This is a genomic window from Agriterribacter humi (genome assembly GCF_009192765.1).
GTDB classification, from domain to species: domain Bacteria; phylum Bacteroidota; class Bacteroidia; order Chitinophagales; family Chitinophagaceae; genus Agriterribacter; species Agriterribacter humi.
This window is the reverse complement of record NZ_VOHQ01000005.1, coordinates 95,344-119,545: the sequence shown is the minus strand read 5'-3', so window position 1 is coordinate 119,545 and position 24,202 is coordinate 95,344. Positions and strand designations below refer to the sequence as shown.

The following is a 24,202-nucleotide window of genomic DNA, read 5'->3' as shown; positions in this document are numbered from 1 at the left end:
CCGCCTGTTCAGTCGCCCACCCGCCTGAGCCCCGCCAGAATGATTCTTTCGAGCTGGCGTGAGGTTCACTCCGTTCGTAATAATTTCACTGGATTTTCCACTGCCGCACTCCCGGCTCTTATGCCCAAAATAATAAGTGAAATAACAATCATGATTACTCCACTAACCAAAAATATCCACCAGCTTAAATTAGTTCGGTATGCAAAATTTTGCAGCCATCCATGCATTTGCCACCATGCAATTGGCGTAGCAATAATAAATGCAAGTATGAGTAATTTGACAAAATCTGTTGAAAGCAAAGCAATAATCTGTCGCACTGAAGCACCTAATACTTTTCGAATTCCTATTTCTTTTATCCGTTTATTGGTAATGAAGATTACTAGTCCTAATAATCCAAGGGAACTTATAAATAGCGCTACCGCTGCCGACCAGGTCAATAGTTTTGAAAGTTGCTGATCTTCTTTATAAAAATTTTCAATTGTTTTATCCAGGAAGGTATACTCAAAATCCTGATCGGGATATATCTGCTTCCAGGCTTTCTCCATTTTGCTTATTGCTGTTTTCCAGGTTGCCGGGTCAGGTTGTAATGCTATATGCATAACATAGGCATTCTTGGGAGATGCATAATATATAAGAGGATTAATACTATTTCTTACAGATTGCAAATTGAAATCAGTCATTACGCCAACAATGGGTTTAGGTGCACCATTAAAAAACACAAAATGCCCAACTGCATCTGATGGTTCTTTAAATCCCAATTGCTTTGATAATGTTTCATTAACAAGAAGCTCATTTGCAGTATCAGTTAATAAAATATTCCTGCCCGCAAGCAATTTAATATCATACACACTTAAAAAAGAAGTATCGCCATTCCTCGTATTAACTGTTATCTCCTGATTCTTGTTATTTTCTTTATAAGTAATACTACTCGTCATATATCCATTAAAAGCAGGAGACTGATTACCAAAACTAAGCTTTTGTATTTCCGGTATTTTAGATAGGGCATCTTTCAATAAAAATTTTTTATTGTTGGGATTATACCAATCAAATGGCGGATAGAAATTGATGATAGCATTTTTTCTGAAACCCATATCTTTTTGCAGCGAAAATCGTATTTGCTTATTCACTACAAACACCCCTATAATAAACACCTGTGCTATTACAAACTGTGATACAATTAAAGTTTTACGCAACAATACACCTCTGGATATATTATCTCCTGCCGGCAAATTGCTTTTTAAAGCCAATACAGGTTTAAATGTTGTTAATACAAATGCAGGATACAAACCGGACAAAACACTTACCGCTATAATCAATACCAGTAAAAACAGCCATACAAAGGGTTGTTGCAGAAAATAATTAAAATGTAAACCTTCGGGAACAAAACCTTCAAACCCTTTCAGCAATAAAGGTATAAGAACAATCGCCAACAAAGCGGTAAGTACAGTTAGCAAAAATGTTTCTGACAGAAACTGGAAAACAATTTGCTTTTTCGTGCTGCCTAATGTTTTCCGAATACCAATTTCCTTTGATCGTTCCGATGCATGCGCAGTGGATAAATTAATGAAATTGATTGCTCCCAGCAGCAATAGAAAAGCGCCTAAAATCACCAGGTTGCGCATCGTTTCAGGATTAGCGGATCCTCCAAATACAGGATTGGTATGCACATCACTTAATGGCTGAAGTCTGTGAATCGTTTTAGTATTGCCAGGATCACGTTCCTTAAAAACTTTTGCGAGCTGGTTATTAATTTGCTCTGGCTTTATTCCCGGCAAAAGTTTTATGATGGTTTGAAAGCTTGAATTAGTGTTATCCCAGTGCTTCCAATTAAAATAGTCTTTCAAATTTCCCAGGGTGGCTGTTGGGAGGGAAACAAAAATCATTTTATCAAAATCGCTATTGACTTCCAGGTCATTTACGATACCAGTTACGGTTGTAGTAATAGTATCATTAAGTATAACTGTTTTACCAATTACATTTTCAGGTTTCAAATCCGGGAAATATTGCTTTGCTCTGCTGTTAGTTATAACGATTGAATAAGGGTTACCTAAAGCCTTTTGCTGATTGCCGGCTATCCATTTATGTGGAAATATTTTAAAGTACTCCATATTGGTAAACGCCACATCCGTTTGTTTCCTGAACAATTTCGGCTCGGTATTGTTCCCCTCGTTTATGCTTATTTTAACCTTATCGGAATAATTAAGTATTGGCGTTACGCCTGCAACACCTGAAATATTATGTAATGCAGTATGGAAAGGTACAGGCACGCCGCTATTGTTCCAACCCTCTCCTTCAGTAACTATTCTATATACATAGTCTCTGCCAGGAACAAACCGGTCAAAACTAAAATTATAATGTACCACCATAAAAATGATGAGCGCTGCACTAATTCCTACGGAAAGCCCCAATATGTTAATAATAGCAGTAACCCGGTTTTTAACAAGAGAACGCCATGCGATTTTTAAATAGTTTTTGAGCATAGAAGAAGATTTATGATTTCTGATTTTGTCATGTCTGATTTCACATTACTACATCTCTCACATTTACCCGCGGTCTGACGCTCCTTTGATCGCGTACCGACCGCTTTTATTTTCACACCTGCCGGCAGGCAGGTTTCCACATTCTCACATTTGTCCTTACTCCGTTTTCAAGCTCTTTACCGGGCTGCCTGATGCCACTCTTACTGTATTTAAACTCACTACTATCAATGTTAAGAGGAACATAGCGATACCCACAATAAAGAAAAGCCATAAACTGATGGTAATACGATAATTATATTTGTCGAGCCAGTTACTCATTAGCCAATAAGTAAGCGGCATGGCAATTACAAATGCAATTACAACCAGTTTTAAAAATTCTTTTGATATCAGCATCAGCAATTGCTGAACACTTGCCCCTAATACTTTACGCACACCAATTTCGCGGAAACGTTTTTCAATTGTAAAAGATGCCAAACCAGCAAGACCAAGACAACAAATAAAAATGGCCAATGCAGAAAAAATATTAGTGAGTTTACCAATCAGTTTTTCAGTTAAGAATTTCTTTTGAAACTCCTGGTCAACAAACTTGTATTCAAACGGCACAGAAGGATTGTTTTTTCTAAAAGCAGCTTCTAAAAATGCAATTGCCTTTTGTGCCGGCACTCCTGCTTTAATGCGCATGGTGTTCATGCCGGAGCTGCGGTTTTCATAAACCATCAACATTGGATAAGCCGGTTCAAAAGGCGAAGTCATAATCACATTATCAATAACACCAATCACCGTATATGTTTTTCCATACCGCATTTGCATACCGACCGGATTTTTTAGTTTCATCGCGTCAACCGCAGCTTTATTTAAAATCATAGAAGTTGAGTCTGCAGGCGTTCCTGTAAAATCATGTCCCTGCAACATTTTCACATTCATCGTTTTCGAAAAATCAACGTCAGTTGCCAGCCCACCCATAATAATTTGTGAATTGGCAGGCTTGCCATCGTAATCCGGTGCGCCGGTATTCCACCAAATTTCTGTAATAGGAGATGAGGTTCTTGTGATATTTGTAATTATTCCAGAAGACAATAATTGATTCCTGATAACTGCAAAATTTTTATCCGTATCAGGTGTTGACGGAATCATCACCAGACCGTTGGGGTTATAACCCATGTCGCGACCTTTAACATGTTGTATTTGCTGGTAAACAATGATGGTGGCAGATATCAATAAAATAGAAATTGCAAATTGTAAAGTAACCAGCACATGCCTTGGCAATATTGTTTTTCTGCCTGCTACAATTGTTCCTTTTAAAACTTTTACCGGATTGAAAGAAGAAAGATATAATGCGGGATAGCTACCTGCAACAAATGCAGTAAATAAAATAGTGCCCGAAGCCATAACCCAGAATACGGGCTGCATTACATTTAACGAAAGGTGTTTGTCAACCATTGCATTAAACAGCGGTAACAATAATATAACAACAACAATAGCCAGCACAAAAGCAATCAATGTCAGGATGAATGATTCGCAGAAAAACTGGAATAATAATTGTTTTCTATTTGAACCAAGTGTTTTTCTTATCCCGACTTCCTTTGCGCGTTTTTCACTTCTTGCAGTAGAAAGATTCATAAAGTTGATGCAGGCTATCAGCAAAATAATAACAGCGATAATAGAAAACAGGCGCACATATTCAATCATGCCGCCGATATTCTTGCCATTTTCAAAATCGCTGTACAAATGCCAGTGATTCATGGGGAAAACAAAATAGCTGCTGATCTCATCGTTTCCATGTTCTCTTTTTATTTTAGTAACGGTCTTATTCAATAAAGCCGTATCAGCCTGAGGTACCGTTAACAGAAATATATTCCATGAAGAATTTATCCATTCGTTCATGGATTGTTTTGTACCAGGATCATCATAGTTAAAAGGTCTTATCCAATCAAACTGAAAAGTAGAATTGCCTGGTGCATGTTTAACTACAGCACTCACTTTTGCTGTCTGGTTATTATCAATTGTAAGTACTTTATTAATAGGATCTTCATTTCCAAAAAAAGCTTTCGCTGCATCCTCTGTAAGAACAATAGAATGCGGATCTTTCAGCGCTGTTGCTGCATTGCCTTTAACAAACTGCCATGTAAAAATGTCAAAGAAATGATCGCTTGCAACATAACCATCTTTCTTTATTTTTTTGTTGTTATAAGCAAGAATATTTTGTTGCTGGTAAGTAGTAACAACAGCATGTTTTATTTGCGGAGAACTATTTTCAAGCGCTCTTGCAAGCGGAAGCGCCATGCTTCTGTCGGTAAAAACCTGGTTATTAAAATCACGGTTGGCAATAACCTGGTAAATGTTATCATAGTTCTTTTGAAACCTGTCGTAGGTAAGCTCATCATACACCCATAATAAAATAAAGGTGGTGCATGAAATACCAATGGTTAAGCCAAGAATGTTTGTAATAGAAAACCCTTTGTTTCTAAAAAGATTTCTCCACGCTGTTTTGAAATAATTTTTAAACATAAAGCGTTATTTATGATAGCTGAATTGCTGATTTCTGATCTATGATTTTGTGATCTCTGATTTACATTTAAAATTTCTATATTCTCACATTCTCTACATTAAACCGCGGTCTGACGCTCCTTTCGTCGCGTACCGACCGCTTCCATTTTAGGTTTCCATACTTTCACATTCTTCTTTAAGGCTCAGCCTCACCTCTTACATTTACTCAACCTGTTATAAATTTAGACACCTCTCACCACTCCGTGAAGAGGGGCCGGGCCCGCCCCCGTCCGACTGGCGTCATCCGGGCGGACGAACGACGTTCAGTTGGGTGGGGGGTGAGGGTTACTCCGTTCGCAAGCTCTTCACAGGGTTAGCCACTGCCGCTTTGATGGCCTGGAAGCTAACCGTAGCTAAGGTGATCAACAATGCACCGATACCCGCCGATGCAAAAACCCACCACGATATGGTTGTTCGGTATTCATAGTTTTGTAACCAATTGTGCATGAAGTAGTATGCCAGTGGAAATGCAATAAGAAACGAAAGTGTCACCAGCATTATGAAGTCTTTCGACAATAAATTCCATACATTAAATACGGATGCACCCAGCACTTTGCGCACGCCTATCTCCTTTGTGCGTTGCGCCGCAACGAATGAGGCCAGTCCAAAAAGACCAAGACATGAAACAAGAATGGCAAGGGCAGCAAAGATTCCCGCAAGTTTTCCAATCCTAAGTTCATTTGAAAATTTAGTCGCATATTCTTCATCCACAAATTTGTACTCAAACGGCACTGCCGGGTCATACTTTTTAAAAACCGTTTCAATTTTTGACAATGCATTGCCAATAGGTATCTGTGAGGCAATTCGGATATTTATGATATTTGTTGCATTCGGGTCAATAGTAAACAATGAAGGGTTTACTTTATTAAATGGTGAAAATTTTATCATATCGCTCACCACACCGATCACTCTATAATCTTTGCCGGCAAGTTTAACTGTTTCAGCCAGCGGGTTTTTGAATCCCATCAGTCCCACAGCAGACTGGTTTAAAATAATAGCTGCTGTGTCCGTGGAAAAATTCCTGGAAAAATTTCTTCCGGACAATATATTCCAGCCGATTGTTTCGCCGTAATCATGCGTCACTTTGTTGGAAATCAGCAGGGGTTGTGTGCCATGCGCTTTTCCTTTCCAACCTACCGCCGTAGTACCGCCGTAGTCGTCTGTTACAGAACCCATGGACCGGGAAACATTTTTTACATCTCCCGTGCCCAAAAGCGCTGTCCGCAGCACTTCATAATTTTTCAGTATATCCGGCGTTCGCATGGATACTTCAATAAGACCATTGCTGTTGTAACCGGCAGACCGGTCTTTGGCATACTGAATTTGCCGGTAAACGATCATAGTGCCGATGATTAATATGCAGGAAACCGCAAACTGAAAAACAACCAGCGCTTTTCTTGGCAATGAAGCCAGTCGCCCGGCTTTGAACGTTCCTTTGAGCACTTTTATGGGCTTGAATGATGAAAGGTAGAAAGCAGGATAGCTTCCGGCTATTAATCCGGTGAGTAAACAAAAGCCAAGCGCCGGTAACCAGAAATACATATTGTTCCAGGGAATGGCCATTTCTTTGCCGGCCAACCGGTTGAAAAAAGGCATGGACAATTGTGCAAGCAATAAGCAGAGAAGAAAAGCGATAAAAGATACCAGTACCGACTCGCTGAAAAACTGGAACAGCAACTGCTTTCTTGCAGAACCAATCGTTTTTCTGATACCCACTTCTTTGGCTCTTTTTTCACTGCGGGCCGTACTCAGATTCATAAAATTGATGCAGGCCAGCAGCAATACAAAAATACCGGCTATGCCGAACAGTCGTACATAACGGATCAATCCGCCTGTATTCTCTCCATTTGCAAAATTTCCGTGCAAATGCCATTTACTCATTGGATGTATAAAAAATTCCGGCTTGTACTTGGGCGGATTGTCCCTTATCATCCGCATGTCTTTAATGGCGGATGATGACTTAGCGAAATCAGCGCCTTCTTTCAGTTGAACAAAAACCTGGAAGGAATTTTCATCCCATTGATCTGAGGCGTACTTTGCATAACCGTTCAAACTTGTGAACAATTCCCAGGGCGCTAAGAAAAATACATCTTTGAACGAACTGTTGCCGGGGAAATCTTCATACACCCCGGCCACTTTTACATCTGTACTGTTGTCCAGCCGGACGGTTTTGTTCATCGGGCTTTCGGCGCCAAAAAGTATATTGGCCATTGATGCAGACAACAATAGGGAATGCATGTCCTGCAGGCTGCCCGCCGATCCTTCCAGCATTTTTACCGTCATCATGCCGGGAAAACCGGGCTGCACATACATCCCGCTCTTTACAATTTTTTTATCTCCGTCAGCGCTCAATATCACATCCCGGTTATAGGTGGTAACGCAGGCGGCCTCTACAGCCGGGTATTTGCTGCGTAATTCTTCCGCCACCGGTATCGGCACTGAATTATAAGATGATTTTTCTTCGGTAAAACGCACAAACTGCCATACCTGGCCGATACGCTCATAGCTCTTGTGGTATTTGTCAAACGACAATTCATTCCACACCCACAACCCGATGATTAACGTAACGGCCATGCCAATAGAAAGCCCTGCAATATTGATGAAGGAATGCAGCTTGTTCTTAACAAGATTACGCCATGCGGTTTTGAAATAATTTTTGAACATAAAGCGTTATTTATGATTGCTGATTTATTGATTGCTGATGTATGATTTTGTGATCTCTGATTTACATTTAAAATTTCCATATTCTCACATTCTCTACATTAAACCGTGGTCTGACGCTCCTTTGGTCGCGTACCGACCGCTACCATTTTAAAATTTATTTCCATACTTCCACATTCTTTAAATTTTCACATTTTTAAGCCTCACCCTCCTTCTCCCTCCCCGTACAACAGAGAGGGAGCGGTGCTGTAAAACAGAGCCAAGCTTTTTGTTCTTCCACATCATCTACAAAATAAATCCGGACAGGCGTCTACATATTTTCACACTTTCATACTCTCATGTTCTTTCGATCTTCAGCTTGCCACTCTTACTATTTTTCAAACTGTTAAGAGTTAAGGCACCCCTCTCTCCCAGCGGGGAGAGGGCCGGGGGTGAGGGGCTCTACTCCGTTTTCAATGATTTCACAGGGTTTGCCATCACCGCTTTCAAACTCTGCAAACAAACTGTCACCAGCACTATCAGCAGCAACATCAGCGGCGGCATAATAAACATGAACCAACTTAATTTGACATGGAACGCGTAATTCTTCAACCATTCATTTGCCGCCCAGAAAATAACCGGCACAGCTATAGCAGCCGCCAGGCAAACCAGTTTGATAAAATCCTTTGAAACAAGCAGCAACACGCTGGAAACCGGCGCACCCAGTACTTTACGTATGCCGATCTCTTTGGTACGCAGCTTTATTATAAAAGCTGAAAGTCCGAGTAACCCCAGGCACGCAACAACAATGGCCAGCGAAGCGAATAATCCAAACACATTGCCCAAACGTTGATCGGCCTGGTATTGACTGTTAAAATAATCATCAAGAAAAAACGATTCGAACGGCGTTCCTGGAAATGCCTTTTTAAACACAGATTCTATGCCTGAAAGACTCTTATTGAGATCAGTTGTATTCATGCCAACCGATGCATAATTCCAGGGCAGGACGGAAGAATAGCTCGGGTAATAAAACAAAATCGGATCGTATGTTTCTTTCAGTGAACGCTGGTGAAAATTCTTAACCACTCCTTTAACGGTAGCATAGTATTCTCCCAATCCAAAGTTAAATACGATCCTTTGATTCAGCGTTTCTTTCGCCGATTTATACCCCAAACTTTTTGCAAGCTTTTCGTTTACCAAAACCTTTAAATCCCTGTCTTGTCCGAAGATTCCCGGTAGTCCCCAATTATAAATTCCTGAGCTGTCCGCAGGCGAAAAACCGCTTCCTTCCGTCATCGGTACCTGGTAAGTATTTAAAAAATCATGATCGACGCTTATAAAATAGGTATTGAAATTGTGTTGTTTATCCAGGCTGCTTTTTCTTACAGTGTTATGAAAGTCGATTGACCGGCCGGGCACTTCTGAAGTATACGTTGTATTCAATACAGAGGACACTCTTGATACTTCATGTTTAAAATAATTCAGTTTGGATTCATTTGTTGAATCAGATATAGCAGGCAGTTTGATAACTAGTGTCTGATCTGTCTTATAACCCAGATCGCCTCTGCGCATAAAGTTCAGTTGATTGAATACAACCAGTGTGGCGGCAATCAGCATGATGGAAAGAAAAAATTGAAAAAAAAGCAGCACACGCCTGAGCGACAGGTTCATTTTTGATTTTATGATCAGCCCTTTCAATACCTTTACAGGATTAAAAGAGGACAATATAAACGCGGGATAAGCCCCTACCAGGATGGCGCCCAGGAGAAAAGTTCCGAGAGTATACAACCAGAAGGAAGGGTGGCTTCCCATGCCTTGTGTGAAAAATCCCTCACTGATATTTTTACCAATGAACCGGTTAAACCAGGGCAGGGTGCCAATAATGATTACAACGGTAACAATTAACGCCATTACATTGATGATAAATGACTCCAGCAGGAATTGTATCATAAGTTGTTTTTTCATGGCGCCGGATACTTTCCGTATGCCTACTTCCTTGGCCCTTTCCATTGATTTGGCGGTAGAAAGATTGATATAGTTCGTCCAGGCAATCAGCAAAATGAACACACCTATAACAGAAAGGAAAAAAACTTCCTTTTCACTGCCATTTATTTCGGCTTCTTTATTAAAATGAGATGTAAGGTGAATATCGGTTAGCGGCTGCAGTTGAAAAGAAGACCCGAAGTTGAACTCTTTCATGATATTACCAAGGTATTTATCAATGAAAGCGGGGAATTTCGCTTCCAGTTTTTTGGTATCCGTTCCCGGCGCAAGTAATACATAGGTGTACCATTCCGGCCATCTCCAGTTTTCGTCAGCTCCCCATCCATCAAAATGAAACAGTACATTGAACTTTATATGTGAGTTTTCCGGCGGATCGGCAAAAACGCCCGTAACTTTTGCGGGAAACGATCCATTAGCGATGAGCGTTTTGTTTAAAGGGTCTTTATCTCCAAAATATTTTTTCGCCACCGATTCGGAAATCACAACAGTGTTAGGATCCTTCAGGCAATTATTTTTATCTCCGCGGATCAAAGGAAAAGAGAATACCTTGAAAAAGGAAGAATCAACAAAATAAATATTGGTTTCATAAAATGTCTTAATTCCCTTACCTCCCTCTTCCTCATAAGCCATGTAACTCGACTTAAAAAAATTAGCAAAGTTTACCATTCTTACATAATCTATTACTTCGGGAAAATCCCTTTTCATTGCCGGCCCCAGGGCGGGATGATTGGTTACAGAAGTTCCATTATCGGCAAAACTTCCTGAGTAGGAGATGGGAACACGATATATGTTCGGCGCGTTAGTATGAAACCGGTCGTAGCTTGATTCAAAGGCTACGTACTGGAATATAAAAAAGCATGCCGCCAGGCCAAGCGCCAGACCAAGAATATTTATAATGGAATAAATCTTATTCCTTACCAGGTTCCGCCAGGCGGTTTTGAAATAATTTTTGAACATAGTTGTAAGCTTTGAGCTGTCAGCCATTAGCTTTCAGCGATTGTTTAATATTCTTACATTTAACCCGCGGTCTGACGCTCCTTCGTCGCATACCGACCGCTTCATTTTCAAACCAGTCTGCCGCCTGCTTGTCCGGTAGACTGGGCTGGCAGGTTTCCCACATTTGTATCACTCCGTTCTTAAGCTCTTCACCGGATTCGCCACTGCCGCTTTTATTGCCTGGAAGCTGATCGTAAGCAAGGCAATAATCACTGCCAGAAAGCCGGCCGCTAAAAATATCCACCAGTCAATATTTATCCTGTAGGCATAGCCCTGCAGCCAGTTGGTCATTATCCACCAGGCAAAGGGAAATGCAACAAGACAGGAGAGCAGCACCAGTTGAAGGAAATCTTTGGATAGCAGCCCCGCAATACCCGAAACGCTTGCCCCCAGCACTTTTCGTATGCCGATCTCTTTTGTTCTTCTTTCAGCGGTATATGCTGCAAGTCCAAACAGCCCCAGGCATGAAATGATGATGGTTAACGCCGCAAATACACGCGATAATTTACTGATCAGCATTTCATTGATGAACATCTGGTTGAACTGATCATCTACAAACCTGTACTCGAAAGGATAGGCCGGGTTGTGTTTTTTCATTACGGCTTCTATTTTTGCCAAAGCCTGTTCTGCGTTTGCATGCGCTTTGGTACGCAGGTAAAGTAAACTTGTAAACTGTGGTATACAATAAAATACCACCGGGTCTGATTTACCATACATATCGCCATAAACATAATCTGCCACCACACCGGTTACTTTCAGGTTGAAATATTGATTTTCCTTTTGACCCGGAACCTGCAGCATTGTGCCCAATGCACTCCCTTTCGTAACCAGCTTTGCCAGTGATTCTGTAATGATAATATTGAACAACTGGTTACTATCTTTTGGTCTGAAATCATTTCCCATCTCCACTACATCCGTTGGACCGAAGTCTCTTCCCTCATTGATATGCATACCTGTAACTGAAATAAATTCGGGGCTTACCAATCGTTGCGAAATAAGAATATTGCTGTTGGGGTCTTTGCCCGGCCATGTAATGTCGCCGGTATTATTACCATCGTATATCGTTTCATGATCAGCAAGGGCCACATTTTCAATTGCGCCGGTGGCTATTAAATCATGCTTGATGGCAGAGAAGTTTTTCAGCATATCCCCCTGGAGTCTCATCTGCACCAGGTTGTTTTTATTAAAACCGAGGTTCCTGCTTTTTACATGCTGAATTTGCCGGTAAATAATAATTGTTCCAATAATGAGTACAATGGAAACAGTGAATTGCAATACTACTAATCCTTTTCGTATATAGGCAGCGCTGCCCGTTTTTAACTTTATTCCTTTTAAAACAAATACCGGGTTGAATGATGATAAATACAAAGAAGGATAACTACCTGCTACCAATCCGCATATGAATGTAATAAGCAATAATGCTGCTATATGATTTGGATTATTTAAACCCAGCGACAGATTTTTCTGAACCAGGGCATTAAATGCAGGTAATGCTAAAGACATCAGGATAATGGAGCCAATCGCAGCAAGCACCGCCATACACAATGCTTCACCCATAAACTGGCCGATCAATCTTTTTCTTCCCGAGCCCAGCACTTTCCTTACTCCTATTTCCCTTGCCCGTTTTTCGCTGCGGGCTGTGGCAAGATTCATAAAATTGATACAGGCAATGAAAAGAATAATCCATGCAATGATAGTGAACAGGCGTACATATTGTATTTGGCCCCCACCGGTTGGACTGCCATTATCGAACTGGTTGTACAAATGCCAGTTGTTCATTCCGAATAAAAAAGCATGCACTGCAGATTGTTCTGCCTGCTGTTTTTGTTGAATATAATCGTATAGTTTTTTATTTACTGCTGCAGGATTGCTTCCGGGTTTTAGTTCCACATAGGTGTTGATGCAGAAATTTCCCCATGTTCGTGCCCAGGGACTTTGCTGATAAAAAATGTCAAAAGGCGCCAGCCATTCAAATTTCAGGGAAGCGTTTTCGGGGATATCTTTTAAAACTCCCGTTACCACATAGTTCTGCTTATTATCAACCCTTACTGTTTTTCCCAGCACATTTTTTTCATTGCCAAAGAATTTTTTGGCGGTTTTCTCTGTAATTACTAAGGAGTATAATTGTGAAAAAGCGCTCTTTGCATTGCCCTGTACAAAAGGCAATGTAAACATGCTGAACAGTGAAGACTCTGTATATTTCCCTGAAGCATATACCGGTTTATCTCTTATAGTAAAAAGGAGCGAAGTTTGCTCTTCAGTTACCCGGCATGTATTGGTAATTTCCGGAATATCTGCCTGCAAAGCCGGTCCCATTACACCCGGCGTTGAAGAAAATGTGGCCGTGTATGTATCATAAAGCTGGTTTACCCGAACAAGGTATAATTCATCTTTCTTTGCATTAAAGCTATCGTAATTCACCTCGTCTTCCACCCACAAAAAAATAAGGCCGGCGCAGGCGATGCCGGTTGCCAATCCGAAAATATTGAGGAAGCTATAGGTTTTATTCTTCCTGAGATTTCGAAAAATAGCTTTAAAAAAAAGATGCAGCATGGGGAGTGTTTAGCCGTAAAGAAACCTGCAATATAAATGTTTCAATACCTGTGCCAAGCATATAAGTATCTATAAACAAACACTTTAAGAATATTCATTTAAAGAAAGCGTCCGAAAACGAACGGTGCCTGTTACATTGCCGTACATGGCTCACCCCCTTTCCTCTCTCCACAGCGTGTAGAGGGACGGTACTACAGTACCATTCCAAACTTTTGATTCTTCCATATCATCCTTAGCATAATTCCCTGCATATCTGAACGATCAGATTGTTTTTCATTTCTCGTCATCTTAAGTTTTCGTGTTTCCCCTCCTTAAATTTACGCCACACGCTCTGACCTTAGGCACCCCTCTCCTCAGCGGGGAGAGGGGCCGGGGGGTGAGGTTCACTCCGTTCTCAAACTCTTCACCGGGTTGGACATGGCTGCTTTGATGGCCTGGAAACTCACGGTTAACAGGGTAATCATCAATGCTCCGGCTCCAGCCGCCACAAATATCCACCACGAAATATCCGTTCTGTATGTATAATTTTGTAGCCATTTATTCATACAATACCAGGAGATCGGAGCAGCGATGAGGCAGGAAATGAATACCAGAATTACGAAATCCTTTGAGAGCATTTGCCATAGATTAGCTACCGAGGCTCCCAATACCTTGCGGATGCCGATTTCTTTGGTGCGTTGTTCGGCTACGAAAGAAGCTAACCCGAAAAGTCCCAGGCAGGAAATAAATATCGCTAATACGGCAAAAAGTGCAGCCAGCTTTCCGATCCGTTGTTCCTGGCTGAATTTTTTGTCATATACTTCATCTACAAACCGGTAATCAAAAGAAGCAGACGGTACCAGCTTTCTGAATACGGCCGCTATCTTGGGCAAAGCTTCACTGGCGCTGACTGTGGGTTTGATTTTAATGGTCATTTGCCGTGTAGATTTATTGAAGTCTAAAAAATAGAGTGAACCACTGACAGGTTCATAGGGCGACTGAATGATCATGTCTTTAGTTACCCCAATAATCTGCCAGGCTTGTTTCCCGTCTTCAGATTTAATAAATTCACCGATTGGGCTTTTCAACCCTATATATTTGGCGGCGGTTTCATTTAAAATTACTGCTGCTGAGTCGGTTGCATACGACTTTGAAAAATCACGGCCGGCGATCACTTTCCAGCCGATCATTTTACCAAAATCGTGTGTTACGCGAATGGTATTAAAACCTGATGGAGATTCGGGGTCTTTCCCTTGCCAGGTAAATCCGCCCGACCTGTTCCAGATATCAGTTAACGGACTGTTGGAAAGGGCCATGCCGGATACCACTCCTGTGTTAAGTAACTCGTTCCTGATCACATCATACATGCCTTTATAATTGGGATCATTCAGCGGTATGGTTAACAGACTTTCCTTGTTATAACCTACAGGACGATTTCGGCCATATTCAATCTGCCGGTACACTAAAATAGTTCCGATAATCATTACGATGGAAACTGTAAATTGTACAACCACCAGCACTTTCCGGGGGAGGGTTGAAAACCGGCCCACTTTAAATGTTCCTTTAAGGATTGTAACAGGTTGAAAAGAAGACAGATAAAATGCGGGATAAATGCCAGACAGCATACCGGTGAATACGATAAAAGCTATACTGCTTAACCAGAAGTAAGGATTATTGAATGGCAAAGAAATTGCTTTGTCTGCCAGCTTATTAAACCATCCTAAAGAGAGTAGGATGAATACACAGGAGACAGCAAAGGATAGGATGACCACTAAAAATGATTCACTAAAAAACTGGCTGATCAACTGCCCGCGGAGGGATCCTATGGCTTTGCGGACGCCTACTTCTTTTGCACGGTTTTCGGAGCGGGCTGTAGCCAGGTTCATAAAATTGATGCAGGCCAATAGCAACACAAAACCACCTATAACACCAAAAAGCCAAACAAATGTAATGCGTCCTCCGTCAGGCCGGCCGTCCTTAAAATCAGAATACAAATGCCATTGTTTCATCGGGTAAACGAAGATCTCGGGCTTATTTTTCTCAATAGATTTAAAAAAATCTCCCGGCATATTTTTGAGATAAAAGTCTTTAATACCTGCCTGCGCCGTTTCTAAAGTAATATTCGGCTGGAGTTCTACGTAGATACCGAAAGAGGTGTTCCCCCAAAAGTTTACATTTTCTTTGACCCATTCATTAGAGGAAACCCACAAATCCCAGGGAGAAAAGAATTGCACTTCGCCAAAGTATGAATTCCTGGGTAAATCCTCGTATACACCCGTTACCTTAACATCCATTTTGTTATCAATTTTGAGGCTTTGATTGATAGGGTCACGATCGCCAAAAAGCGCATCGGAAGCAGTTTTTGACAAAACAATAGAATGCGGATCTTTTAAGCTCCCGTAATTCCCCCTCAACATCTTTAGAGAGAGCATCTCAAGGATACCCGGCTCAACAAAATGTCCTGTCCTGTTCAGGTTTTTCTCTCCGCCAAATCTCAAGGTATATTCTCCTATCCCCCAGGATATAAGAACTTTACTGAACAAATGCTGATAGTTGGTTTCCAGTACATGTTCCATCGGGATGGGCATAAAAGGACTCCCTTCAATTGCACCCGTTGACGGCTCTGTGGAAACAGACCGGATCCGGCCGATACGTTCATAATGCTGATGATATTTGTTAAAGCTCAATTCATCATAAATCCAGAGTGCGATCAGCATAGCCGAAGCCATGCCTACAGCAAGCCCGCCAATGTTGATCGCAGAATAAACCTTGTTTTTAATCAGGTTCCGCCAGGCTATTTTGAGATAGTTCTTAAACATAAAGAAAGTTTATAGTTTGTAGTTTATGGTTTATGTCTATTGTCACTCAACCACAAACATTAAACGCCAATTTATTATCATTCTGTTTTCAAATTCTTTACCGGGTTCATCATGGCCGCTTTGATGGACTGGAAGCTAATCGTAAACAGCGCGATCAGGAATGCTGTTATACCTGCTATCACAAATATCCACCAGCTAATGTGGATACGGTAAGCGAAATCAGCCAGCCACTTATTCATTGCCAGCCACGCAACCGGGAAGGCAATTACCGCGGCAATACAAACCAACTTTAAAAAATCGGCAGACAACATGCTTACAATGCTGATAACACTTGCCCCTAATACTTTCCGGATACCAATCTCTTTGATACGTTGTTCGGCTGCATAAGTGGCTAAGCCAAACAAACCCAGGCATGCAATTACAATAGTAAGAATGGCAACAATGAGAAAAATGGTCTCTCTTACCTGGTCTTCACGGTAAAACAGCTCCCACTGTTTATCTAAGAAATGATATTCAAAAAGATGTTTTTGATCAAACCCGTGAAGCACAGCGTCCATTTGTTTGAGCGTTTCGCTTATATTATCTGTTGTTACTCTTACGGCGAAGTAATCAATAGACTGAACAGGATTTTTTTGAAAGCCCAATACCATAGGTGCAAGTGGCTCACGCAATGACTGAAAATTAAAATCCTTTATAATACCAATTACTCTTGCTTTGAATGGCTGATCCAATGGTATTTCAATCCGTTGTTCTGAAGGCCGGGTGATGCCTAATGCTTTGGCTGCCGTTTCGTTGATCAGCACTGCAGAGGAGTCGGCAACACTGCCGGCAGCAAAATTTCTTCCCTGCAATAAATCTATCCGGAAGGTTTCCAGGAACTGATCATCCACACCAATGAAATACATGTCATCACCTTCAGGTGTTTGTATTTTTTCATTTTTTACCTTTACCTTAGGAAGGTCTTTCCATTCGCCCGGCACTCTTGAACTAACCGAAACGTTTTTTACCTGTGCTAATGCTGCAAAGGAAGTTTTAATGGCTTCGGCGCTCTGTCTGATCTTTCCGCTGTTAATATCCACCACAAGCAATTGTTCTTTATTAAAACCCATATCCTTTGCGTTTACATATTTCATTTGCATGTAAACCACAATAGTAGCAATGATCATAATAATGGAAAGCGCAAATTGAAATACCACCAGTGAACGCCGCATGGAAAGATTTCCTTTGCCAATATTGATCTTGTTCTTAAGTAATAAAAGGGGTTTGGCAGCGGATTGAAACAGCGCAGGATACATGCCCGACAGTAATCCTGTGATGATAAAGATTATAAAAACGCCTGCATAAATGCGAAAGTCGGTTTGATTGTTAAGCGTTAATTGTTTTTCTGTGAATGCATTAAAAGAAGGCAACAACAGTTTAACCAGGATCAATGCAAGCAGCAATGCAACGGTGGTCAATAAAAATGCTTCTGTAAGAAATTGCCCCGTAAGTCTCCTCCTTGAAGCTCCTGCTACTTTTCGTACGGCTATTTCTTTTGCCCTGTTGGCAAAACGTGCCGTAGTTAAGTTCATGTAGTTGATACATGCGATGAGTAAAACAAACAATGCAATTATGCAAAAAACATATACATATGAAATATCCCCTTTTCGGCCCGAATTGCCTTCAATATCATTGGAATAAAAATGAATGTCTTTTAAAGGCTGAAGTGTATACTGTCTTTTAATCCCGGGTTCATTGTTTTTACCGGCAGCAGCCAATTGATTTATTTTTGCTTCAACCTTATGCGCATCGGCTTTGTCATCTAATAACAAATAACTTGCAAAAGCGCCGGAATTCCAGTCTGAGCTTATAAATTGCCTGAAATCATCATCAGTAATGCTTGATTCAGAAAAAAGCAGGTTAAAGGAGAGGTGGGAATTAACAGGGAGATTTTTTAATACAGCAGTAATTTTAAAAAGTTGATTGTCCCTGTCATTCTTTATCATCCTGCCAATCACATGGGTAGTGCTAAATAATTTTTGAGCGGTTTCTTCGGTTACAATTACAGAATGAGGTCCAATTAATGCGGTATGACGGTCGCCTTCTAATAATTCGAAACTGAAAGTGGTCAAAAAATCCTGGCTCGCCAGCGTATAATTTTCATAAAACACGTTGGTATTTTCAGTGGCAGACACATTCACCCTTCCTAAAGCGATCAGGCGAACAGCATCTTTCACTTCCGGAAAGTCGGTTTTGGGCTTTTCAGAAACCTGGAACCCAGCGCCTGCGCTTTTGGTTTGTTTTCCTTCAGGTGTTGTTCTGGTTTCTATAACACGATAAATGTTTTCTGCACTTTTATGAAAACGGTCGAACGTAAACTCATCAAAAATATACAAGGCGATCAGCAGAAAGCTTGCCAAACCAATGGTCAAGCCAAAAATATTAATGAAGGAAAAAGTCTTATGCTTCATTACATTCCGCCATGCAGTTTTGAAATAGTTTTTAAACATAGAAGAAGATTTATGATTTCTGATTTTGTGATTTCTGATTTCCCACATTCCTGCATCTCTCACATTTACCCGCGGTCTGACGCTCCTTCATCGCGTACCGACCGCCTCAGCCCCGCCCGACTGAAGGTCGTTCGGGCGGGCAGGGAGAGGAACGGCGCTATAGAATATTTTCAGACATTAGAGCTACCGCATCATCAGTTGAACAAAATTCAGCACAACAATATCACATTTATCATATTATCCAGTTCCCCCCGTTATATTTACTCCACATTCTTCGACCCTCGGCCCCTCTCCACGGAGTGGAGAGGGGCCGAGGGTGAGGTTATTCGCTTCGCAATGCTGCCACCGGGTTGGCCACCGCTGTTTTTATTACCTGGATGCTTAATGTGATCAGCGCTATCAAAAGCATCGAAATGCCGCTTAATACAAATACCCACCAGCTTATGGTTGTTCTGTAAACAAAGTCCTGCAGCCAGTTGTAAATGGTCCACCAGGCTATGGGAGCTGCAATTGCAAAAGCGATTAATACCAGGCGCACAAAATCTTTTGATAAGATGGAAATAATATTTGCTACAGAAGCACCTAAGATTTTCCTGATGCCTATTTCCTTTGTTCGCATATTGGTTGTGTATATTGCCAGTCCCAATAAACCCAGGCAACTAATAAAAATGGCCAGTCCCGTTGCCCATTTTAAAAGCCGTCCCGTGTTCTGCTCACTTTTATAAAATTTTGCAATGCTTTCATCAAAAAAGCTATAGCTGAAATCATTTTGCGGGTAAACCTCCTTAAATGCTTTCTCTATTTTACTTAATGCTGCCTGCCAAACCGTTCCTCCTGCATTTTGCTGTTTGAGTGCAATATGAAAGAAACCGCTCCGCTCATTAAAAGCCGCAAATACAACAGGGTCTATAGCTGCATGCAGTGATTGTTCATGAAAATCCTGCATCACACCCACTACAGGCATCTTTTTGCCATTGAAATCCAACTGCTTGTTGAGCGCATCTTCAGGATGTTGAAATCCCAATAGCCGGGCATATTTTTCATTGATTATAAACTCCTTAATGGTATCACTTTGCTGTACGTTTCTTCCGGCAAGTAATTTTATGTGATACAGTTCCAGGTAATTCGTATCGCCCCATCTTATTTGTACATCGGCTTTTATATCTTCTTTACCGTTATTGTACATTATATTCGTAAACGCAGGACCATCTGAAGCGGGTGGCAGAAAACCTATGCTTGCTTTTTCTACCTGGGGAATAGCACTTATTTTCCGTAATAATGCATACCTGTTGTTCATTGAAGTATCCCTGGGAACAACGAAGTTTACAATTGCATCTTTTTTAAATCCAAGATCTTTATTGATGGCAAAGCGGATCTGTTTGCTTACCAGCACCGTGGCCATAACAAATACCTGGGCTATTACAAATTGTGAAACAGTAAGTGTTTTTCTAACCCAGGCTCTTCTTGTTTGGTTTGACCCTACCCGTTGGTTTTTTAAAACTGATACGGGCTTGAAACCAGACAATACCAGGGCGGGATAGCATCCGGAGAGTATACTCACCAGCACCGCAAGCAACAATAAGAACAATACTACATACGGTTGGTGAAGGAGATCAAAATGTACTTCTTCCGGAATAAAATCTGCAAATACGCGCAGCAAAAAAGGAGTTAAGATAACCGATACAACAGTTGCTGTAAGCGTAACAAAAAATGTTTCTCCCAGGAATTGAAAAATTAAATGTTTCCTGGAACCACCCATTGTTTTGCGTATGCCTATTTCTTTGGCTCTTTCAGCGCTCTGTGCCGTAGTGAGATTGATAAAATTAATACAACCCAACAATAATAGAAAGGCTGCAACCGCAAGCAAACCATATAAGGTGGGCTTGTGTGCCGTTCTCTGCCCCACACTTCCATAATTAAAATGCACATCGCTTAAAGGCTGTAGCCTGAAAGCCATAGTATGCGAAGGATTTTTATTGGCTTCTTTATTGTATTTATGCAACAGGCTGTTCATATTAACTTCTGCCCGTTCAACCGTATTGTTTTTTGAAAGTTTTACAAACAACTGCGAATAAGCCATCCAGTCGTTCCATACATCCATCATGAAATTATCTTTTAATGCGGTATGCATAACGGTTGCAAGCGAAATGAATTCGCCGGCTGTAAAAAAGGTATGCTCGTTAAGGTCTTTTACCACACCTGTAACCATTGTTTTAAGCGAATCGCCATATATAATATAGCGCCCTACAACATCCCCTGCAGGAACGCCGGGAAAATACTGTTGTGCCCTACGCTCTGTAAGTACAACTGCAAATGGGTCCTGCAATGCGGTAACCGGCGAGCCAGCCAGCCATTCATAGGTCAGCATTTCAAAGTATTGCCTGTTGGTAAAAATAATATTGGGTTGTTTTTTATATAGAACAGGCTTATCGGGGTTGTCTTTTATAACAGAGACAGTGGTTGTTGCATCTCCCTGGAACTGAAAAAGCGGGACAGTCTGCTCAAAACCTGTCATTTCAGTTTCAGCAGCGCTGCCTAAAGGGGCCGGCACAGCGGCACTGTAATTGATTTCACCACCATTCTTTTCTTCAACTACCACACGATAAATGCTATCGCTGTCTTTTTCAAATTTGTCGAAGCTGAATTCATAATACACGATCAAAAAAATAACCAGGGCAGCACTGATGCCAATAGACAATCCCAGGACATTAATAGTGGAAAAAGTCTTGTTACGCCAGAAATTCCTGAATGCAATTTTTAAATAATTTTTGATCATAAAATAGGATTACTGATGTATGATTTGATGATTTGTTGATTTCCACACTTGCCTGCCGTCCGCCCGGATGAGCTATTCGGACGGGGCTGGCAGGTTTCCATATTTATCACATTTAACCTGCGGTCTGACGCTCCTTACGTCGCGTACCGACCGCTTTCATTTCCGCACTTTCAAATCTTCACATTTTCACATTTGCATCACTCTGTCCGCAAAGACTCAACAGGGTTCGCTACCGCTGCTTTTTGCTTCTCCGCCGCGGCGGATCGCAATGACGAACTCACTCTGTGCGTAATGATTTCACCGGGTTTGCCAATGCTGCTTTTATGGCCTGGAAGCTGACTGTCAGCAAAGCGATCAGCAATGCAACACCCGCCGCCATGATAAAGACCCACCAGCTAACAGCAACACGATAGGCAAAGTCCTGCAACCAACGGGTTACACCGAACCAGGCAATCGGCCAGGCTATCAGTGTAGAAATAATGACGAGGCGAACAAAATCTCTTGACAGCATAATAGTGATATTCTGAACAGATGCGCCCAACACCTTCCGGATGCCAATCTCTTTTACTCTTCGCTCTGCAGAATAGGATGCAAGGCCAAACAACCCAAGACAGGAAATCAAAATGGCAAGGCCTGCCAGTATCCCCACTACTTTACTTACAGCACGATCAGCATCATACAGTTCCTTGAAATGCTCATCAAGAAAGCTGTATTCAAAAGGTTGGTCAGGATTGAGTTTATTCCACGCTGTGGAGATATGCTCTATGGCAGCCCGTGCTTTGGCGCCATTTATACGAACCGAAACCTCGCTATAGCCCCAATCTTTCTGACAAAAAATACTCAGTGTTTCGATCTTGTAGTGAAGCGAATTGAAGTTGAAGTCTTTTGAGACGCCTGCAATAAAACCTGCAGAGTCCATACCGCCAAAGCCGTAATGTTTGCCGATGAGTGATTCATAGGTCTTGATAGGTTGATCTTTTAATAATTCTTTAGCCATCGTTTCGTTGACGATGTAGGCCTTTGCATTATCATTGGGATCGCTGGTGAAGTTTCTGCCTTCAATCAGCGGTATTTTATAAAGTGTGAGATAATCGGGGTCTACAACTACCTGCGAAGAGGTTAGTTCGCGGGCAGGACCGTCACCATGAAAGATCATGCCGGACTGATGCAGGTTATTGCCCAGCTTTTGCTGCGATGCACTCACACTGGTAATCGCGGCATTCATTAGCATCTCCTGTTTCAACGCATCATATTTTCCGGAAGTCACTCCGTTCAATGGAAGAATCATAACCTGGTCGCGGTTGAAGCCGGGATCTTTCGATTGCATATAATGCAATTGTTGTATTGCAAACACGGTTCCTATGATCAATAATACAGCACCAGTAAACTGACTCACGACAAGTATATTTCTAAAGAAACTTTTACTCCGGCCCGAACTGATTGCACCTTTGAGTACTCGGATTGGCTGAAAAGAAGAAAGATAACCGGCGGGATATAAACCGGCGATTATGCCAACAACTACAGTGCCGGCAATTATTAACAATAGCAGCGGTAGGTCAGTGAGCGGCAACCTCAGCTCCCGCTGGCTTAACTGTGTAATAGAAGGCAATGCCAGCTTTACAACCAGAATTGCCAGGATCAATGCGATCAACGAAAGCAGTATTGATTCTCCGAGGAATTGCCCGGCCAGTTGTAAACGATGCGCACCGATCGTTTTCCTGATACCTACTTCCCTCGCTCTCTCAGCAGACCTGGCGGTGGACAGGTTCATAAAATTGATACAGGCAATAATGAGAATTACAATGGCGATGATGGAAAAGATATAAGTATAGCGTTTATCAAATTTTTTATAGTTGATGTAATCATGTGTAATGGCAGTTGATCCGCCATGTACTTCTGCAATTGGTTGCAGGAATAATTCATAGAATTTCCAGCCCTCATTTTGCGCCATGTATTTTTTGAGATAAGCCGGAAATTTTTTCTCCAGTGATCCGATATCAGTGCCCTCCTGCAGATCGAGGTATGTAACCAGCCAATTACCTCCCCAGTTTTCCATATTTCGCGGGCCGGCAATTGTGCTGAATGAAGCAAGACCATCAAACTGCAGGTGAGAGTTCTCCGGCGCATCTTTCATGATACCCGTTATGGTAAAAACGATGGTATCTCCTACATATTTGGTCACCGTTTTACCAATCGGATCTTCATTGCCAAATAACTTCTTTGCGCTTTCTTCTGTTAAGGCAATGCTGTTGGGTTTTTCAAGAATTTTATTTTTGTCACCTCTCAACACCTCAAAATCGAAAATCTGCAGAAATGTTGAGTCTACGTATAAAATGGTGGGAAAGAATATCCGCTTTTCTTTATAGGTCAGATCCAGCTTTTGCGCCTGTCTTACCCTGGTAAAATTTTTGATTTCCGGAAAATCGGTAGTAAGGGTTGGCCCCATTGGATACATGGACAATGCCACATTCTGCGGTTCCACCATGCCTTCAAACTTCTGCACTTCATCTAACCGGTAGATGTTTTTTGAATGCAAGCTGTCAAAGCTTTTTTCATAAAAAACAAAAAGCATGATAACAATGCAGGCAGCGATGCCGATAGCCAATCCAAAAATATTAATGGCGGAAAAAGCTTTGTTTTTCCACAAGTTTCTGAAGGCGATCTTGAAATAATTCTTAAACATAATTGTAAGCTTTGAGCCGTCGGCAACTTGTCCGCCGTGGCGGATCAGCTTTCAGCAATTAACCTCACCCCCGCCCGACCTTGTCGTTCGGGCGGGCTCTATCCCTGCCCGTCCGGTCAGGCGGGCCTCTCCACAGCGTGTAGAGGGGCGGTACTAACAGTGCAATTCCAAACTTTTGATTCCTCTATATCACCCTTAGAATAATTCCTTGCACACCTGAACGATCAATTAATTTT

9 protein-coding genes are annotated in these 24,202 nt (G+C 41.6%); all 9 read right to left on the bottom strand.

All coding sequences use genetic code 11. The features are described 5' to 3' along the window. Positions 1 to 65: 65 nt before the first annotated feature. Positions 66 to 2,480, bottom strand: coding sequence for an ABC transporter permease (locus FRX45_RS10665; protein WP_152268412.1), 2,415 nt, complete (start codon positions 2,478 to 2,480; stop codon positions 66 to 68). Positions 2,481 to 2,636: 156 nt separating this feature from the next. Continuing rightward, on the bottom strand, positions 2,637 to 4,988 hold the full coding sequence (locus tag FRX45_RS10660) for an ABC transporter permease (protein WP_152268411.1): 2,352 nt from the start codon (positions 4,986 to 4,988) through the stop codon (positions 2,637 to 2,639). A gap of 324 nt (positions 4,989 to 5,312) precedes the next feature. Continuing rightward, the gene (locus FRX45_RS10655) at positions 5,313 to 7,691 is read right to left on the bottom strand and encodes an ABC transporter permease (protein WP_152268410.1); all 2,379 of its coding nucleotides are present in this window, start codon (positions 7,689 to 7,691) and stop codon (positions 5,313 to 5,315) included. Positions 7,692 to 8,129: 438 nt separating this feature from the next. Next, positions 8,130 to 10,628 (bottom strand): ABC transporter permease, encoded by a 2,499-nt coding sequence (locus tag FRX45_RS10650; RefSeq protein WP_193311661.1) that lies wholly within the window; start codon positions 10,626 to 10,628, stop codon positions 8,130 to 8,132. A gap of 168 nt (positions 10,629 to 10,796) precedes the next feature. Continuing rightward, positions 10,797 to 13,220: an ABC transporter permease gene (locus FRX45_RS10645; RefSeq protein WP_152268408.1), complete on the bottom strand. Its 2,424-nt coding sequence runs from the start codon at positions 13,218 to 13,220 to the stop codon at positions 10,797 to 10,799. Positions 13,221 to 13,603: 383 nt separating this feature from the next. Beyond that, the gene (locus FRX45_RS10640) at positions 13,604 to 16,018 is read right to left on the bottom strand and encodes an ABC transporter permease (RefSeq protein ID WP_152268407.1); all 2,415 of its coding nucleotides are present in this window, start codon (positions 16,016 to 16,018) and stop codon (positions 13,604 to 13,606) included. Between the two features lie 77 nt (positions 16,019 to 16,095). Then, a complete protein-coding gene (locus tag FRX45_RS10635) occupies positions 16,096 to 18,507 on the bottom strand; it encodes an ABC transporter permease (RefSeq protein ID WP_152268406.1) in 2,412 nt (803 codons plus the stop codon). A 322-nt stretch (positions 18,508 to 18,829) separates the two neighbouring features. Further along, on the bottom strand, positions 18,830 to 21,283 hold the full coding sequence (locus FRX45_RS10630) for an ABC transporter permease (protein ID WP_152268405.1): 2,454 nt from the start codon (positions 21,281 to 21,283) through the stop codon (positions 18,830 to 18,832). A 277-nt stretch (positions 21,284 to 21,560) separates the two neighbouring features. Beyond that, entirely contained in the window at positions 21,561 to 23,966 is a 2,406-nt protein-coding gene (locus tag FRX45_RS10625; RefSeq protein WP_152268404.1) for an ABC transporter permease, read from the bottom strand. Positions 23,967 to 24,202: the final 236 nt, after the last annotated feature.

Bases quoted from the DNA above. Each gene is read 5' to 3' on its own strand.
- FRX45_RS10665 (WP_152268412.1), bottom strand. From the start codon at position 2,480: ATGCTCAAAAACTATTTAAAAATCGCATGGCGTTCTCTTGTTAAAAAC.
- FRX45_RS10660 (WP_152268411.1), bottom strand. From the start codon at position 4,988: ATGTTTAAAAATTATTTCAAAACAGCGTGGAGAAATCTTTTTAGAAAC.
- FRX45_RS10655 (WP_152268410.1), bottom strand. From the start codon at position 7,691: ATGTTCAAAAATTATTTCAAAACCGCATGGCGTAATCTTGTTAAGAAC.
- FRX45_RS10650 (WP_193311661.1), bottom strand. From the start codon at position 10,628: ATGTTCAAAAATTATTTCAAAACCGCCTGGCGGAACCTGGTAAGGAAT.
- FRX45_RS10645 (WP_152268408.1), bottom strand. From the start codon at position 13,220: ATGCTGCATCTTTTTTTTAAAGCTATTTTTCGAAATCTCAGGAAGAAT.
- FRX45_RS10640 (WP_152268407.1), bottom strand. From the start codon at position 16,018: ATGTTTAAGAACTATCTCAAAATAGCCTGGCGGAACCTGATTAAAAAC.
- FRX45_RS10635 (WP_152268406.1), bottom strand. From the start codon at position 18,507: ATGTTTAAAAACTATTTCAAAACTGCATGGCGGAATGTAATGAAGCAT.
- FRX45_RS10630 (WP_152268405.1), bottom strand. From the start codon at position 21,283: ATGATCAAAAATTATTTAAAAATTGCATTCAGGAATTTCTGGCGTAAC.
- FRX45_RS10625 (WP_152268404.1), bottom strand. From the start codon at position 23,966: ATGTTTAAGAATTATTTCAAGATCGCCTTCAGAAACTTGTGGAAAAAC.